Here is a 17270-nt window from a genome sequence, read left to right on the forward strand (position 1 = left end):
AATATAGATTAAGTGAGTTTAATTTACATACTTGAAGTTAGTATAAAAATAGACACACGAAGGGAAATATGGGAGAGGATGGAATGAAAAATTACTCAACAAATTATATTGTAATTTATATATCTTGTTAATGAGGGTATTATTAATAGGCTATTTATATTTAAATTTGCACAAAGGAGAAACTGTAAATATGATTAAATATCATTGTGAAGAATGTGATATAGATTGCGAAACAAGTGAATGTTCAGTTTGTGGTTTACGAACAGAGAAAAAAAGTACAATGTTTTGGTGCAAACATTGTAATGTTCCAATTTATGAAGAACAATGTAGTTTATGTGGACAAACAGGTAAATACATGACTACAGATTTAAGACCAGTATTTCCAGAAGAGAGACTTTTGCTAGAAATATTAATTGGAGAACCATTTAAATATGAAAATTCTTCTGTTTGGAATGGCGCAGGTAATAGATATATCATAGATGGTGAAAAACTTAGAGTGTCTATAGCTGGTCTAATGAAGAGTGATGCTAAAAAAGTTGTAGAAGAGATTGAAATACATAAAAATCAGAATAGCTATAAATATTTTAATGAAAATATTAAGAAATTTATAGAAGCAAATAGAAAAAGATTGAATTCTATTGTTTCAGAGGCTATGGAATTTACAAAAAAATCTGCAGAAGATTACGGATTAGATGAAATGTTCATTTCATTTAGTGGTGGTAAGGATTCCACAGTTATACAGGATTTGGTTGTTAAAGCTTTAAGTAAACCAGAAATCATACATATTTTTGGTGATACAACTTTAGAATTTCCAATGACTATGGAGTATATGAAAAGGTTTAGGGAAAATAATAGAAAAACACCTATGATTACTGCAAAAAACAAAGATAAAAATTTTGAAAGTATGTGTGAAATTGTAGGTCCGCCTAGTAGAGTAATGAGATGGTGCTGTATCATATTTAAAACCGGAGCTATTACTAGAAAAATTGATGTAGCATTTAAAAATAAGAAAAGATTACTTACGTTTTATGGAATACGACGTAGCGAATCTACAAGTAGAAATAGATATGAAAGGGAAGCAGATAGTCCTAAAATAACAAAGCAGAAGGTGGTATCTCCTATTATAGATTGGTATGACTTCGACATATGGCTTTATATCTTAACTACAGGGATAGATTTTAATGATGCTTATAGGCTAGGATATTCGAGGGTTGGATGTTGGTGCTGCCCTAATAACAGTTTATGGGCACAGTATTTATCTAGTATATACATGCCAGACCAATATAAAAAATGGAGAGATTTTCTTATAAGTTTCGCTACTAAAATTGGAAAACCCGATGCGGAAACTTATGTGGATGAAGGTAAATGGAAGGCTCGGCAGGGCGGAAATGGAATTGAATTAAGTAAAAATACTTTTCTTTCTTTTAAACCTTGCGCTACAGAAGAAAAATCCTTTAATTACGAACTTAAGAGACCGATTACTGAGCAGATATACGAACTTTTTAAACCCTTTGGATGGATATCTAAGGAATTTGGAAATGAGCGATTAGGCGAGGTTTTTGTAGTTGATAGGAATAATCAGCCTTTGCTTAGAATTCAAGGTAAAATAGGTACTAATTTGTTGAAAGTTTCAGTTTTAAAGTTACCTATAGGTAAATCAAAAAGTGTTAAAGAGATTAAATCGAAGATTGAATGTCAGTTAACTAAATATCAAATGTGTATAGCATGTCTTGCTTGTGAAAGTGCATGTAGACATGATGCAATATCCATAAAACAAGAAAATAAGATTAATGTAATCAAAGAAGTAGAAGTATCTACAGTGGATAAGGATAATAAGTATCCTAAAATAGAACAGAATAATTATAAAATTATTGATGAAAAATGTGTTAGATGTGGAGAATGTGTGAATCATTTTGATTCTGGCTGTTATATGAAAAAGGTATTAATTACTAAAAGGGGCGAATAGATTTGGCAGAGGAAAAAATTAAATTTAGATTAAAAGGTCATGAAAGTTTTCACATTAGAGAAGGCTGGCTTAGAAAAGGCCTAAAACATGTAGAAAAAGATGAAGGATTTTTTAGAAACGATAATGTTGTGGATGTATTGGGTGTTGGAACTAATATGGTGAAATCTATCAGATTTTGGCTTCAAGCAACAGGGCTTACCGAAGAAAAAATTGAAAAAGGTAGTAAAAGAGTTCAGACTTTGTCTAAAGGGTTTGGAGATATAATTAATAAGTATGATCCTTATTTTGAAGATATGTTTACACTATGGCTTATACATTATAAGATAGTTACAAATAAGGAACTAAGTACAATGTGGTATCTGTTTTTTAATGACTTTAAGGTGGAAGAGTTTACAAAGGATGAGATGATTGAAACAATGAAAATCTCAATGGGTGGACTTGTGAAAAATCAATCTTATTCTGAAAAATCACTAATGGATGATTGTAATTGCATTATTAAAACTTACTATTTAGATAAAAAGGAAAATAAGAATCCAGAAGAAAGCACTATATGTCCATTAACAGAGTTGAAGTTAATACAAAAAATTAAAACTTCTTCCGGTAAAGAAGTTCATTTGAAGAACAAACCGGATATTAGCAATCTTGACAAGTTAGTAGTTTTATACATAATGTTAGAAAATTTAAAAAAAAATAACAATACAACTAGTATTGATAATGTATTAAATGATGATTGTAATGCTGGTAAGATACTTAATTTAGATAGGAACATGTTAAATGAATATTTAGATTCATTAAAAAACAATGGATATATACAAATTAATAGAACAGCAGGACTTGATAAAATTTATATTAAATGTACAGCAAAAGAGGAAATATTACAAGAATACTATGAACAGTTATAGAAATGAGGTAAAAATATGCAATACAAAGAGTTTATAAAAGCGGATGAAGCATTTCAGTATTCTATTAATTTACAATATGATTTAAATAAGCTAGAAAAGCTTAATGGATATATTCCTACTAATTTATCTATAGAAATACTGAATTATTATTTGAAAAGTATATACTACGATGATAGTAAGGAAAGAGCATCAGTGTTAATAGGACCTTATGGCAAAGGAAAATCTCATTTATTATTAACACTATTAGGAATAGTTTCTTTAGGAAATGATGAGAAGGATGAAGAACTTAATCTTTCAAGTACTGATGTTTTAAATAAGTTGAATTTAAAAATCGGAAATTTAGATAAAGAAACATCAGAAATGATAAAAGAAATACGAAAACAAAATAAAAAACTTTTACCTATAGTGATTAATAGTAATTATTTAGATCTAAATCAGGCATTTTTGATTGCATTAAAAGAAGCATTAGACAGAGAACAATTAAAAGGATTACTTCCTAATACGTATTTCAATGCAGTATTAGATACAGTGAAGATTTGGGAAGAAAAGTTTAAAGATACATATAAATTATTTGAAAATAAGTTAAAAAATCATAGTATAAGTTTTAAAGACTTTATGAGTAAAATTAAGAGTTATGATTCGAGTGCTTATGAAATATTTAAAGAAATTCACCCTGAAGTAACTTCAGGAACAGAGTTTAACCCCTTAATAAAAGCAGATATTATAAAATTATATGAGGAAGTTAACACAAAAATATGTGAAAAAGAAAATTATAGGGGAATGTTTATTGTATTTGATGAGTTTAGTAAATTTTTAGAAGCAAGCATCACAAAAAATTCATCAAATGATATAAAAATTATTCAAGATTTAGCGGAATTGGCAAATAGAAGCGGGAAGTGTCAGATACACTTTACCTGCGTTACTCATAAGGGAATTAATGATTATATAAGTAATCTCCCTAAAGAAAAAATTGATGCATGGAGAGCAGTTGAAGGTAGATTTAAACAGACATATTTTACATCTTCGTCACAGCAGAACTATGAACTAATATCCAATGCAATCATAAAAAATAATGAACTATTTACCTCGTTTTTAAAGAATGATGAAGAAAAATTTAATAACACATTAAGCTTATGTGGTCGATTAGGACTATTTGATGATGTACCTAATTATGAAGATATTTTAGGTAATGGATGTTATCCATTAAATCCTATTGCAACATACGTTTTACCTCGAGTAAGTGAAAAAGTAGCCCAGAATGAAAGAACATTATTTACTTTTTTATCCAAGGATGAAAAAGGAAGTTTAATGAGATTTGTTAATACTCATGATGGAAAGTTAGAATTTTTAACATTAGATTGGATCTATGACTACTTTAAGATATTATTTAAAAAAGAAGTATTTAATGAAAGAGTTCATGTAGTATGGTTAAAAACTCAAGCAGCAATAGATAGAGTAAAAGATAGAATTGAAAGAAAAATTATTAAAGCTATAGCAATAATTTATATTGTAAATGAATTAGATGGATTACAACCTATAGATATAACAATTCGAGCCTCATTAGGATTAGACCAAGGAAAATATGATAAAGCTATTACCTCATTAATAAATAAAAAAGTCTTGATTAAGAAAAGAAGTAATTCATTTTATGGATTTTTACCTGGTGGTAATTTAAATGTTTCGAAACATATAAATGGGATGAAAGAATTAAAGGCTAAAAAAATTAATATTAAAGAAGTACTAGAAGGCATAGTAGATCTGGGATACTCACTACCTAAAATGTATAATGATGAATATGAAATGGTTAGATTTTTCAAAAATATATTCATTAATTCAGAAGATTTCTTAACTGTTTCTAACGAAAAAGATTTGTTGAAAATGCATAAATCAGATGGAATAATATTTTACTTAGTATACAAAGATGATGAAGAAAAAAAGAAGGTAATAGAGCATTTAAGGAAACTTAATAGTAAGAGAATATTAATGTGTATTCCTAATATTAGATTTGAAAACGAAGAGGAATTGAAAGAATATATCGCAATTCAATATTTAAAGCAAGATGAGGACTTTATTAGTCAAGATGATTATATTGCACAAGAACTTTCTATATATGATTCTGATATAAGAGAAGACATAGAAAATTATATTAGCAAAAATTTTGACATTAAATATGAGAAATGTGCTTACTATATGTACAATGGAAAAGTAGAAGATATAAAAAAACCAGCAAATATAAGCAGAAAATTATCTTATATTTGTAAAAATGTGTTTCAAAGAACACCTAAAATTAATAATGAAATGATAAATAAAATGAATATATCTAGCCCTATTTCTAAGGCTAGAAATAAAATTGTAAGGTTTATTTTCGAGGGTAAAGATATTAATGATTTTGAAATACAAGGAACAAGTCCGGAAGCTACAATTTTTAGAGCTACCATTATAAATAAAGGACTTTCGTTTAGTAAAGATAAAAGCTATATAGATTTAAATATAAATACAGTTTTAGATAAAATAGGGAGGTTCATTTTATCTTGTGAACAAGAAAAAAAATCTTTTTGTAAATTGTATGAAGACTTATATGGAAATGAGTTTGGGGTAAGAGCTGGAATAATTCCTATTTATCTTGCATTTAAAATGAGAGACCACAAAGAGAATATTACTATTTATTTTGCAGATAAAGAAGTAGCTCTTTCAGCAGAAACATTAAGTAGAATAAATGATAATCCAGAAAAATATTTTTTACTCTTAGATGATGGAACAAAGGAAAAAGTAGATTATATTAAAAATTTAGAAAATATTTTTAAGAGATATAAGTCTAATAGTGAATTAGGGTATAACAGATATATTATTGTATTAGATGCAATGCAGAATTGGATTCACTCTCTACCTAAATATACAAGAGACTATAAGTTGATTTTTAATTTAAATGGAGAAATTGAACTGTCAAAAGAAGCTATAAGCTTGAGAAAAGAACTTCTAAAGTATGATGTGAATCCTAGAGAATTCTTATTTGAAAGATTATTAAAGAAAATACTTAAAGAAGAATCTTTAGAGAAGAGCATTGAAAATATACAAGAGATTAAAAATGAGCTTGATAATCATCTAGAAAAATTTAAAGATATATTAATTCAAAAAACAAAGGAATTATTTGACAAAGACTATAACGGTGAACTGTCCTCTGTTTTGAAAAATTGGTATAGCAATTTAAATGAAACTAGAAAAAAGCATTTATATGATGTGACAACAAACAAGTTATTAAACTACATTGCATTTCTAGATACATCTGATAAAGATGTAATTATAGAAACACTAGCAAGGACAATAATCGGATTATATATAGAAGATTGGAATGATGATACATTAGAAAATTATTTGGAGATTTTGAACAAATTTAAAAACGAAGTTGAGAATTACGAAGAGGTAGCAGTAAGTACTAGCAAACTTTATGAAATAAGTTATTATTTAAATGATGAAAAAATTGAGAAAACTTTCGAAGAAAAAGAAATATCTGCTATAGGAGGTACTCTTTTGAATGAAGTAGAACAGACAATAGAAGAGTATGGTGACTCAATAGATTCAGATGAGAAAAGAAATATATTAATGAAGCTTATGGAAAAATTCATGTAGGTATATACCTACATGAATTAAGAAAAAGGGAGCGATTATATGAGCAACACAATATATTTAGATAATGCAGCAACAACATTCCCAAAGCCTGAAATTGTTTACAAGGAAATGGATAGCAATTATAGAAAATTTGGAGTGAACGCAGGCAGAAGTTCATATGGATTAGCAAGAGAAGCTAATAATATTATTAGTGATACAAGAAAAAATTTATCAGAATTAGTAGGATTAGATGACTATACTAAGATAATATTTACGCCATCAGCTACCATAGCTTTGAATCAAATTATTGGAGGGTTAGAGTGGGATAGCAGTAAAACCGTTTATGTAACACCATTTGAACATAATGCTATAATGCGACCACTACATTATATCCAGAAAAAATATAATATAAATATAGAAGTTATTCCTTTTGATAGTGAAACTTTTGAACTGAAAAGAGATGAAATGCAATTAAAATTTGCAACAAAATATCCTGATTATATTTTTATGTCTCATGTTAGTAATGTTACAGGATACATTCTTCCAATAGAAGAGATTATATCGGAGGGTAAGAAATATGATGCAATAATAACTGTAGATGGAGCTCAGTCAGTAGGATTATTGCCTATTAATATAAAAAACTTGGATGTAGATTATTTAGTATTTGCAGCACATAAAACTTTATATGGACCTTTTGGAATAGCTGGATATATAGATAACAGCAGCAATAGTTTAAATGAATTTATTACAGGGGGAACGGGTTCAGATTCTTTAAACTTAAATATGCCTTGTAAATATCCGGATAAGTATGAAGTAGCTAGTCATAATATACAAGCTATAGCGGGACTTAATGCAGCCATCACATGGATAAAGGAAGTAGGAATTCAAAACATATTTAACAAAGAAAAAGACCTCACGGAAAAATTAATTCAAGGGTTAAAAGACATATACGGGATAAAGTTATATTTACCAAAGAATATGACTAATCATGTGGGAATAGTATCTTTTAATTTAAATGATTATAATCCTAATGAATTAGGTCAGGTATTAGATGGAGACTTTAATATAGCGACTAGAATAGGATATCATTGTGCACCATTGATACATGACTTTATGAATACGAAGGAAAAAGGCGGTACTGTGAGAGTTAGCTTGGGGTATTTTAATAAACAAAATGACATTGAATATATAATAAAAAGTTTAGAAAAATTATAGGAGTGGTTTTATGTTTAAATTAAGACAACAGGTACAAGGCTTTGTATTTGAATTTAACAAGGTATATTCTACTGTTGAGTTAATGATAAAGGATATTAATTATATGATTCAATGTTTTAATGAAATATAATCTAGAAAGGTAGTTGTTATGTATGAATAATTTTGTTGCATACTTAAACTCATTGAATAATGCAAGCGGAAGTAATGAAAATGCTTTAGCAGAATCACAAGTGCTTAGTGAATATTATAATCAAATAGTAGTTGAAAGAAAAATTGCAGATTATATATTTAATTTGCTTTTTGATAAAGATGAAAAATCTGCTTTAGTTTTAACAGGGCATGCAGGTGATGGTAAGACTAGTATTCTCCTTCAAGTACTTAAAAGATTGGGGTATTTTGATACTGGGATAAAAGCATTACAAGAAGTAGAAGAATATAATGAAAAATTTTTATATATAAAGGACATGAGTGAACTTAATGAAAATAGACAAGAGGAAATGTTTGAAGAGTTTATTAAAGCTCCTAGGCGAGGAGTTTCTTCAATTCTAATATCTAATACCGGTCCATTACTAAATACAACAAACAGAATATTAGCTAAAACTTATATAAATGAAAATGAAACTGCAAAGGATGAATTAATTGAAAATTTTGAGGTTAATCTATTATCTGAGATTGATAGAGTAGAAAGCTCAGATATAGAAATAACAGTTAATAGTGAGAACTTTAAATTCAAGGTAATTAATCTTGCGAAAATTGATAACTCATATCTAGTGGGAGAAATTATGGAGAAGTTTACTAAAGATGAATTATGGGAACCATGTAATACATGCATTTGTGAAAAAAGATGTCCAGTATATATGAATTATTTAGCGATATCAAATAACCAAGTTAGAGTTGTCCAATTTGTTGAGAGGTTATATTTTTGGTTTGCAGATAACCAAAAAAGATTAACAATAAGACAGATGGTATCGCATTTATCATATTCAATTACTGGTAATTTAGAGTGTAGTGAGATTAATAGAAAAATTAGTAAGGATAATGAAGGATTATTTAAATACAATTTTGCGAATTTATTTTTCGGTTACGTTGGTACAAAGTTTGCAAAAAGTAGTTTCAATATAAAAGCAATTAGAGATTTAAATGAGCAAATGTTTGAAGAAAAGGCTTTAGAAGAAGACTATAAGCTTTTTGTAAGTGAAGATTATTCAATGTTTGATGAGAATACAAGAGAGGTTTTAGAAAATACATTAAAACATAATTTTGATAAGCTAGGCATTAAAAATAAAGAATCAATATATATGAGAAGAGCTTTTAGACGATTTTATATGCTTTTAAGTAAAGTTGGAGAAGAAGAGTTTAATAATCTGATTGGACAAATATTTAGCGAAATGTTTCCTATATATTATGAATTAATTACGGAGTCTAAAGCTAAGTGTGCAAGAGTTAAAAGCAGAGTTAAGGATATAGTATTCAACGGATTATTTAAATACTTAGTAGGAGTTCACCCACTTGGTACTGATGAATTATACTTAACACTAAAGAAGAATAATATGGATTACCAAAATGTTCAACTAATATTAGGCACTATAAAAAAGAATGAAATTAAGTTAGAACAAGAGAAGATATCTAACAACATAGAGGATACTAATATACTATATAAAGTTTTAATCAGACTTGAAAATATAAACTTTGAAGTTTCATACCAAATATTAGATTACTTAGATAACATTAATAAAGGCAAAGTTTATACAAAATTAAATCCTTCGTATACATTTGATCTGACAAGGTTAAAATCAGAATTGATTTCAGCATATGGAAGAAAAGAAAAGGATGATACATCAATCAGGATTCTAGTTATTAATAATAACTCAATTAAAGAAATTCAATTTGACATTGATGATGATGTCTTATATGAAGCTTAGGGGTGAAAAAGATGATAAATGTATTTCCAAATATAGAGGGAACTAATGTATCAGACCAAAATCTTCAAATACAAACATTTGGGAGAAGAATTTTTAATTCTCAAACAGTTCAAGAATATCTATTGGAATTTCTAATTGTATTTTTAGGAGGAAAAAGTAAAGAAGATGATAGTATTGGATTTTCAAAAGTTAAGGAATGGGATTCAGAAAAGGTTACTTATTTGAAAAATCCAAACATGGGATTAAAAAGATTTATTTTCTTTGAAAAGACAAAGCTAGATTCAAGATTTAAAGTTGATATAGACGCAAATAAGAAAATTAATGAATTATTAGAAAAAAAGGTAGATGCACAAAATCATAGTAGTGAAACTATAATCAATATTATAAGAGACTTATTAAGCGGATTCTCGATGGTAACAGGAAACAGGGGCTGGTATGCTCAATCATTAATGCCAATCTGCAGAGAAACCATCTTTTGCGAAGCGATTGGACTAAAGTTAAAAAGAAAATCTTTAAGTATGATTGAAGATGATTACTTCAACATCGATACGGATGAATGTTTTGAGTTTAAGCAATATTCATTTCTTGCTAGGGGTGGGGAGACGTATTTTCTACATCTACTTCAGGGTCTAAATTGTATTAAAAAGATGGAAGGAAAAGAAAAAGCAATTCAGTATAGGGATACTCTTGAAAAGCTTATTCTTAACCTAGTTGATTCATACAGTGACTTTGGTAGAATATCAAAATGGATACAGAATACCTGGACTAATTATATTAACGAAAATGTAAGGGATTCAGAAGGACTAACTATGCAAGAAGGAAAATGTCAATGGATTAGTGCTGAATATGAAAGAAGATCAGCATTTTCTGTGAAAGAAATAACCAACTTATTAAGAGCAGATATAAATGAATTTGAAAAAATAAATTTATTTTCAAAAGGAATTGTAGTTCAAATATTAAGAATGATGAGTGAAGCTGCTTATATTCAATCAAGGAAGGATACTAACGGTAATAATAGATGCTGGATTATACATTTTACTTCAAATAATGATGCGGATACTAAAATAAAGAGATTAGCTGTTGAAGGTTATAAAGAGGTAGAAGAAGATATGATGATTTCTTTAGCTAATAAATTAAACTTAGTCAATAATAATGGTGTGCTAGATGAAACCGGAATTAGAAAAAAGAAAACCTCTATTCAGTTGCTAAAAGATGCTTATGATGACTCTTATAAACTTTTAAGAAAGCTTGGAAAGGATATTGGAATTATTGTACCTTTAAAAGGTGATAATATGAGATTTACTTTATCCGATGATATAATCAGATTTTTCGTATTAGCACTGATACCACCATCATCAAAGATGACAATAGATACTTTTCTAAGAAAGCTTTATAATCATTTTGGAATTGTAATTGGTCCAAAACAATATAACAAATACGTAAATGATAGAGGAGTTAATCTAACAGAAGCATCATATTTAAAATATAATTTAGATGAATTTCAAGTATTATTAAAAAAGAATGGATTTTTAAAAGAACTATCAGATGCAACTGCAATGGTAATCAATCCATATAATGAGGTTCAAGGTGTAGAGGGGCGGAAAAAATGAAATCTTACATTAATATTGTAACAGAAGTATTATATCAAGCAATTAACCAAGAAAAAAATTTTTATCTAATAAAGCTAGAAAATTTTACAACACCTGTAGTTTACCTTGAATTGTGTAAAAATTTAAGAAATTACTTTATAGATAAGGATATGGAATTTATTGCAAAATTATCACTAGAAAAATATAATGAATGGAATAATATTCAGGAGTACAAAGTTTTCATAGAAGAACTTGATAAAAATGAGTGGATTGAAAAAAATGAACACTTAACTAAGTGGAGAAATTATCCATTTACGAACAAACAAAAGAAAACAGCTATAATATTAATGGGAACAGAAGATGTTGAGGATCAAGGAGGGCTTGCTGAATTTTACACTACAAGTCCAGAAACCATAGAAAACTATATTGGTAGGAATTATAGTAGACTATTGAAGGACGAGAATAAATACGATGAAGAATCTAAAAATAAAATTAATAACATTTTCAACAATATTTTTAGGTACGCTGAAAAAGACTTGTTAAAGGTTAGCTTTTTATTTGAAAAACATGAAAACCTATCTGACTTAGAACTAATAAATAATCTACTATCAAATTTATATGAATGGTGGTGCATCCCTAATATTTACAATGGAATAATGACTATACCAAAGAAGCAACTTGAAAGTGGGAAAATCGATTTAATAGAAAAGGGATATAAATTCAGTAGAAGAATAGGATTAGATTTATATCAAAGAGACTCTAAAATAAATCAACTTAGAGAAGTAATGGATAGTTTTTTTGGAAGTTCTCTTGAAGTATCCCAACTTGAAAGTGAAGAATTAGGTGTATACAGCCTGGATTACTTGAGATTAAAAGAGGATATTATAAATTATTTAAAAGGAATAAATATAGAAGTAATAAAAGGTAATTTGTTTACTGTAAGTTTCAATTTGATAAATAAGCTGCTAAAAATTCCTAAAAGTAGTGGAACAAAGAAAGAAAAGCCTACTAAAATAACAGGAGACCCATTTGAAGCGATATCACTTCCAATTCTTTTAGAAGTTGAAGAATTAGAAGAAAGTAAAAAAAACAAAATAAGTCAAATTAATATTAGGGTTAATAAGATTACCTTGGCAAAAACTAAAGTAGGAAATGAAGATGAAAATGAGGATAGTCATGCTTCATTAGTTACAAAGTGGTACAACTATATATACTTCTTAAAAAATATTGAAGAATTAATAAATAGACAAGGAATAGTAAATTTAAGTGGTGAGGAGATAGAAATTAATATCGTATATGAAGATAGAAATGGAATTTATAAATATCCTTTTGTAGTTGATAATGCTAAAGAATTGGTAGATTGTGGTATGCTAACAAGTGCTAAAGAAAGTGAAAGTAAGTCTAAAATTAGCTTAACTTATGAATTAGTAATAGGAGATAAGGAAATAATAACAAGCAAGTATGAATGGATAATTTCAGAACAAGATAGTTGGACTCATGTTTTTAACATCTTCAATGATATTAAGTTTAATTCTCTTATTAAAGATGGATATGAGTTTTTACCAATAGGCTTTTCTAAAAAAGTGGATTTATTAATTAACTCTAAAAATGATGAGGAGTTTTATTATTTCCTTAACAGTGTACAATGTGAATATACTAATGCTCTTGAAAGCATTGACAAAAATGGCGATTTATATATTGCTTCAATTAAATTAGCTAAAAAATTTACTGATTTTATATTATCCGTCAGAGAAAATGGAATATTTGGTGCGACATTTAAAAGCCAAGTAGTGACTAATTTATTAAATGCATATCAAGAGTTTACAGTATATTGTACAGAATTACTAAAGAATAGCAAACGTGAAAATAAAGATGTGAATATATTAACAAAATGTTTCTTACTTAACAATTATAATGAGTTTAAGGGGAAGATAATTAAAGGCGCTGTAGTTCCTATATATCATCCAGTAATGCTAGAAAAGGTAGTTGAAAGGTATAGTTATTTATCAAATGCTTTTAAGGAACTGTTTGATGAAATCATGGTGGGCGTAGAAATTCGCAAAGGCAGAATTAAAAAGGCGTTTGATAGATTTAATCAATTATCAACAATAGTATTTTCAGCCAGCGTATTATTTGGGGAAAATAATACATTTGTAACTTGTAGAAATAGTTTTGATTTTTATAATATTTATGGAGAGATGGATGAAAAAAATGAGTCACTTGGAAATGTAGCTATTTATGGTGATATTGATTACGAGGAGGATGAAAAAATATCTTTAGGATCATCACCTATATCTACTTATATTTCATATACAGTAAAGGAGTACTTAAATACTTATCCTTCTAAAGTGGACGGTTTTACTATATCCTTCATTAAACCCAATAATTATAGTGATATAATTTCTGGTTTAAATGATATCTTAAAGAGATTAAAACAAGAATTAGAATATAAGGTTAAAATTAAACTTATTATTTATACAGATGATTTTAGAACCATAGGATCTAAATACTTCAGTAATTGGATAGAAAGTAATTTTACTGAAGATGATAACATAACATTAGAAAGCTTTATTAAATTATTGAAATATGATGAGTTTAGTATTTCTACATTGGATAACTATATTGATAGAAATATTGAGAAAACTGATATTGTTTTTTTTAATGAAATAATGAAGGTAAAAGAAGTAGTTCCTGAATTTGTAAAAATAGTAAAAGTTGAGAATGCTGAGAATAGATTTCCAACTGTATACCTTCCAGTAAAAAGCTATGAGGAAATGTATAGAAAGCTAAATATAACGCAAACCCAATTTAAATGTGAATATCTTCAAGCTCAACTCATGGTATATTTAAAAGATCCCAATTCAAGTGAAGCTGACTATAGAATTATAAAAAAAGTAGGAATTAATGATGCAGACTATATACTTCTTGACAAACTTCATGAAAAATCTAATTGGGTTATTGTATTAGATGAGAATATAGATATTCAAGTACTAAAGAACACAAAAAATAAGATTATTGGATTTTCAACAGGAGAAGGTTATTTTGGAGAACTAAATGCGACTATTTCTTCAAATGATAGTATTATTAAAGATTTAAATAATTTAATGAAAAAAAGGTTATATATTAAATTTCCTAGTTGGTCAAAAAAACAAGTAAGTTATGCAGCTAAATCTTGCTTAGAAATGACTAAGTACTTAGATGGATCACAAATTCTAAAGGCGCTAAATCCAGAGGACGAATCTATAAATAATTATTTAGCATATTTGATGACATACCAACTTGAACAGATTGAATCATTTGAAAAAGATAAGTTTATTGTTAGAAAGATAATAAGCTTAGATACCTATAGTCATTTATTTGAGGATTTGACTGATATTAAAGTAATTGATACGAATAATTATAGGCCTGACTTATTAGTTTTGGAATTATCTAAAAATCCTGATGAACAAAAGTATGACATACATGCTAAGCTAATTGAATGTAAATTAGCTTATCATAATTATGAACATATAGAAAAGGCAAGGTTACAAGTTCAATCAGGATATGAACATTTAGCTAATATTTGGAATCCTGAAGATAAAACAGTTCAAAGAAGGTTTTGGTTAAATCAGCTATATAGAATATTGTCATATAACAACGAAGATGGCATGGCTTATGCTTTAGGAGATAATTCTGCATTTGATCTTTCTGAAATTTGTGAAGGTAATTTTAAAATTTCATTTTCTAAGGAACTTTATTTATATTGGTTAGACAAAGATGAGGAAGAAATAATTGAAGTTATATCAGGAGATAATTCAATTAATGAAAAACATATTAGCCAGAATGTAATAAAAAAACTATTGCTTAAAGGTTATCAAGAAGAAGAGACGATAGCAGAAAAAAAATCAAGAGAAGAAGTTGCAGGAGATAAAGATGAAAATATTGTTGATTACAAATCAGATGATGATGAAGTAAAGGATGTAGATGGCAATAAGTTATCCACTGATGATAAAACAAACCATTATCCTGAATTAGGAAACGATGGGGGGGAAAGTAATAAAGTGGCTGAGAATAATATTATTACAACAAATCTCATTGATATATTTAGAGAATATGAAAGTGATAAGCCTGAACATGAAATAAATGGTATACAAGGAAAGTTTGATATGCTTAAATTAATTCTTCAAGCAAAAAAAGTTAAGATTATTCAAAAGGATTTTATTATTGGTCCGGATATTGTGCGGTTTTGTTTTGATTTAGATTATATGAATGACGTAAAGGATATTACAAAGAATAAAGATAATATTCAATTGAAGTTAAAATTAAATGAAACACCATACATTTTTATTGAAGATGGTTTAATTAAGATGGATACTGCAAGGGAAAAAAGGCAAATTGTTGGGTTGAAAACAATGTATAATAAAATAAACCAATATGTTGATAAATACAAAGATTATAAGGAACACTTCTATGTATTGATGGGTGCTGATGTTTTAGGACAACCATGTATATTAGACTTGAGTGATTCTAACTCCCCACATTTGCTTATCGCAGGCCAGACTGGCAGTGGTAAGAGCGTGCTATTATCAAGTATACTAGTTTCAATAATGAGCATATATACACCTGAGGAAGTAGAAATGGTTCTTGTTGATCCTAAAAGAGTAGAATTAACTGCTTTTAGAGATAGTCCTTTTACAAAAATTATTGCTACAGATGTTGATAAAGCAATAGAATTATTGAGAAACTTATTATCTACTATGGAAGAAAGATATAAACTTTTTGAATCTGAAGGGGTTAAAAATATTAATGAGTATAATTCAAAAAATACTGACAAGAAGCTGAAAAGGGTGCTAATGGTATTTGATGAATACGCATCTATGATGCAGGCAGATAAAGAAAATGTAAAGATAATAGAAAGTACTATTGTAAGATTGTCACAGGAAGCTAGAGCTGCAGGGATACACTTAATAATATGTACTCAATCACCTAAAGCGGATATCATAACTACAACAATTAGAAATAATCTAAATGCTAGAGTAGGGCTAAAGGTAGCAGATGCTGTTGCTTCAAAAGTGGTTCTAGATGAAAGTGGAGCAGAATCACTACTTGGTAAAGGCGATATGCTTGTAAAAACTGCGGATTCCCCTAAACTCATGAGAATAAAATCTCCATATGTAACTAACGAAGAACTAGAGAAGTTCGTAGGCTATTTAAATAAAAAATAGAAAAAAAGCAGTAGATTTTTATCTACTGCTTTTTCAGGAGGATACTATGGCTAAATATAACTTGAATTTTCATGAAACATTTCCACCTGATAGAACATACTTAAGTAAAATACTGCAAAATACTGATGCTATAGACAATATAACAAAGGAAGATATATCTGAATTAACAGGTATACCTACTGGAAAATCGTCAGGTAAAGTTGTACCTCACGTCAACTACTCGAAATTTATGAACCTAATTGATTATGAAAATCAAGAAGGTAAATTCATTATAAAGAGAACTTCCTTAGGTAGTGAAATTTTTCGAGAAGATCCTTATATGAATGAGCAAATAACAAAATTACTGTTGAATTACTTTCTGACATCAAAGTATTATGGTGCCCAGATGTGGAATTTAATATTCAGAGAATTTCCATATACATATGGGAAAACAATAAGCTCTAATATAGTTAGTACTGAAATTGAGAGATATTACGGAAAGAGAGTAAAATTAAGCCCGTTTAACAGTACCTATAACAAGAGTAATAGTTTTAAGGATATCGAAGTATTAAAATTTGAAGATGAGATATATAAGTTTACTTCACTAGGTTTTGAATATGAAGGATTTTATATGTATTTATATTCATTATTAATGGAGCTAGAGGCTTTGGATATCTTGCGAAAAGAGTTCAGTTATAGCGAAATATTCCATGAAATAAAATGGAATTTGGGGTTTCAATGGAGTGAAAATGAGGCAATAAAAGTGCTAGAGAGATTTGAGTCAAAGAGTTTAATTTCTATAAATAGGCAATTAAGCCCGATAACTGTAATAATTAAAGTAAGCAGTTTAGATATTTGTAATAAAATATATTCTTTATTAATTTAAA

General features: G+C 28.0%; 8 protein-coding genes. All 8 read left to right on the forward strand.

Annotation, left to right across the window (positions count from 1 at the left end):
* Positions 1–190 precede the first annotated feature (190 nt).
* Positions 191–1966 (forward strand): phosphoadenosine phosphosulfate reductase family protein, encoded by a 1776-nt coding sequence (locus tag G9F70_RS10050; protein WP_164947255.1) that lies wholly within the window; start codon positions 191–193, stop codon positions 1964–1966.
* 2 nt (positions 1967–1968) lie between these two features.
* Positions 1969–2868, forward strand: coding sequence for a DUF4007 family protein (locus G9F70_RS10055; RefSeq protein WP_164947256.1), 900 nt, complete (start codon positions 1969–1971; stop codon positions 2866–2868).
* A gap of 15 nt (positions 2869–2883) precedes the next feature.
* Positions 2884–6495: a hypothetical protein gene (locus G9F70_RS10060; protein ID WP_164947257.1), complete on the forward strand. Its 3612-nt coding sequence runs from the start codon at positions 2884–2886 to the stop codon at positions 6493–6495.
* Between the two features lie 39 nt (positions 6496–6534).
* Positions 6535–7689: an aminotransferase class V-fold PLP-dependent enzyme gene (locus G9F70_RS10065; RefSeq protein ID WP_164947258.1), complete on the forward strand. Its 1155-nt coding sequence runs from the start codon at positions 6535–6537 to the stop codon at positions 7687–7689.
* A gap of 152 nt (positions 7690–7841) precedes the next feature.
* Positions 7842–9611, forward strand: a complete 1770-nt coding sequence (locus G9F70_RS10070) for a hypothetical protein (RefSeq protein WP_164947259.1) — start codon at positions 7842–7844, stop codon at positions 9609–9611.
* Positions 9612–9622: 11 nt separating this feature from the next.
* Complete coding sequence (locus tag G9F70_RS10075) at positions 9623–11221, forward strand: hypothetical protein (RefSeq protein ID WP_164947260.1); 1599 nt, start codon at positions 9623–9625, stop codon at positions 11219–11221.
* A complete protein-coding gene (locus G9F70_RS10080) occupies positions 11218–16404 on the forward strand; it encodes an FtsK/SpoIIIE domain-containing protein (RefSeq protein ID WP_164947261.1) in 5187 nt (1728 codons plus the stop codon). Before G9F70_RS10075 ends, G9F70_RS10080 begins: the two co-directional genes overlap by 4 nt.
* A gap of 46 nt (positions 16405–16450) precedes the next feature.
* The gene (locus tag G9F70_RS10085; protein WP_164947262.1) at positions 16451–17269 is read left to right on the forward strand and encodes a DUF4007 family protein; all 819 of its coding nucleotides are present in this window, start codon (positions 16451–16453) and stop codon (positions 17267–17269) included.
* Position 17270: the final 1 nt, after the last annotated feature.

This window comes from Clostridium sp. FP1, from assembly GCF_011065975.2.
In the GTDB taxonomy this organism is placed as follows: Bacteria; Bacillota; Clostridia; order Clostridiales; family Clostridiaceae; genus Clostridium_AD; species Clostridium_AD tagluense.

Excerpts from the sequence above, each read along its gene's own strand:
- G9F70_RS10050 (WP_164947255.1), top strand. The coding sequence starts at position 191 with ATGATTAAATATCATTGTGAAGAATGTGATATAGATTGCGAAACAAGT.
- G9F70_RS10060 (WP_164947257.1), top strand. The coding sequence starts at position 2,884 with ATGCAATACAAAGAGTTTATAAAAGCGGATGAAGCATTTCAGTATTCT.
- G9F70_RS10065 (WP_164947258.1), top strand. The coding sequence starts at position 6,535 with ATGAGCAACACAATATATTTAGATAATGCAGCAACAACATTCCCAAAG.
- G9F70_RS10070 (WP_164947259.1), top strand. The coding sequence starts at position 7,842 with ATGAATAATTTTGTTGCATACTTAAACTCATTGAATAATGCAAGCGGA.
- G9F70_RS10075 (WP_164947260.1), top strand. The coding sequence starts at position 9,623 with ATGATAAATGTATTTCCAAATATAGAGGGAACTAATGTATCAGACCAA.
- G9F70_RS10080 (WP_164947261.1), top strand. The coding sequence starts at position 11,218 with ATGAAATCTTACATTAATATTGTAACAGAAGTATTATATCAAGCAATT.
- G9F70_RS10085 (WP_164947262.1), top strand. The coding sequence starts at position 16,451 with ATGGCTAAATATAACTTGAATTTTCATGAAACATTTCCACCTGATAGA.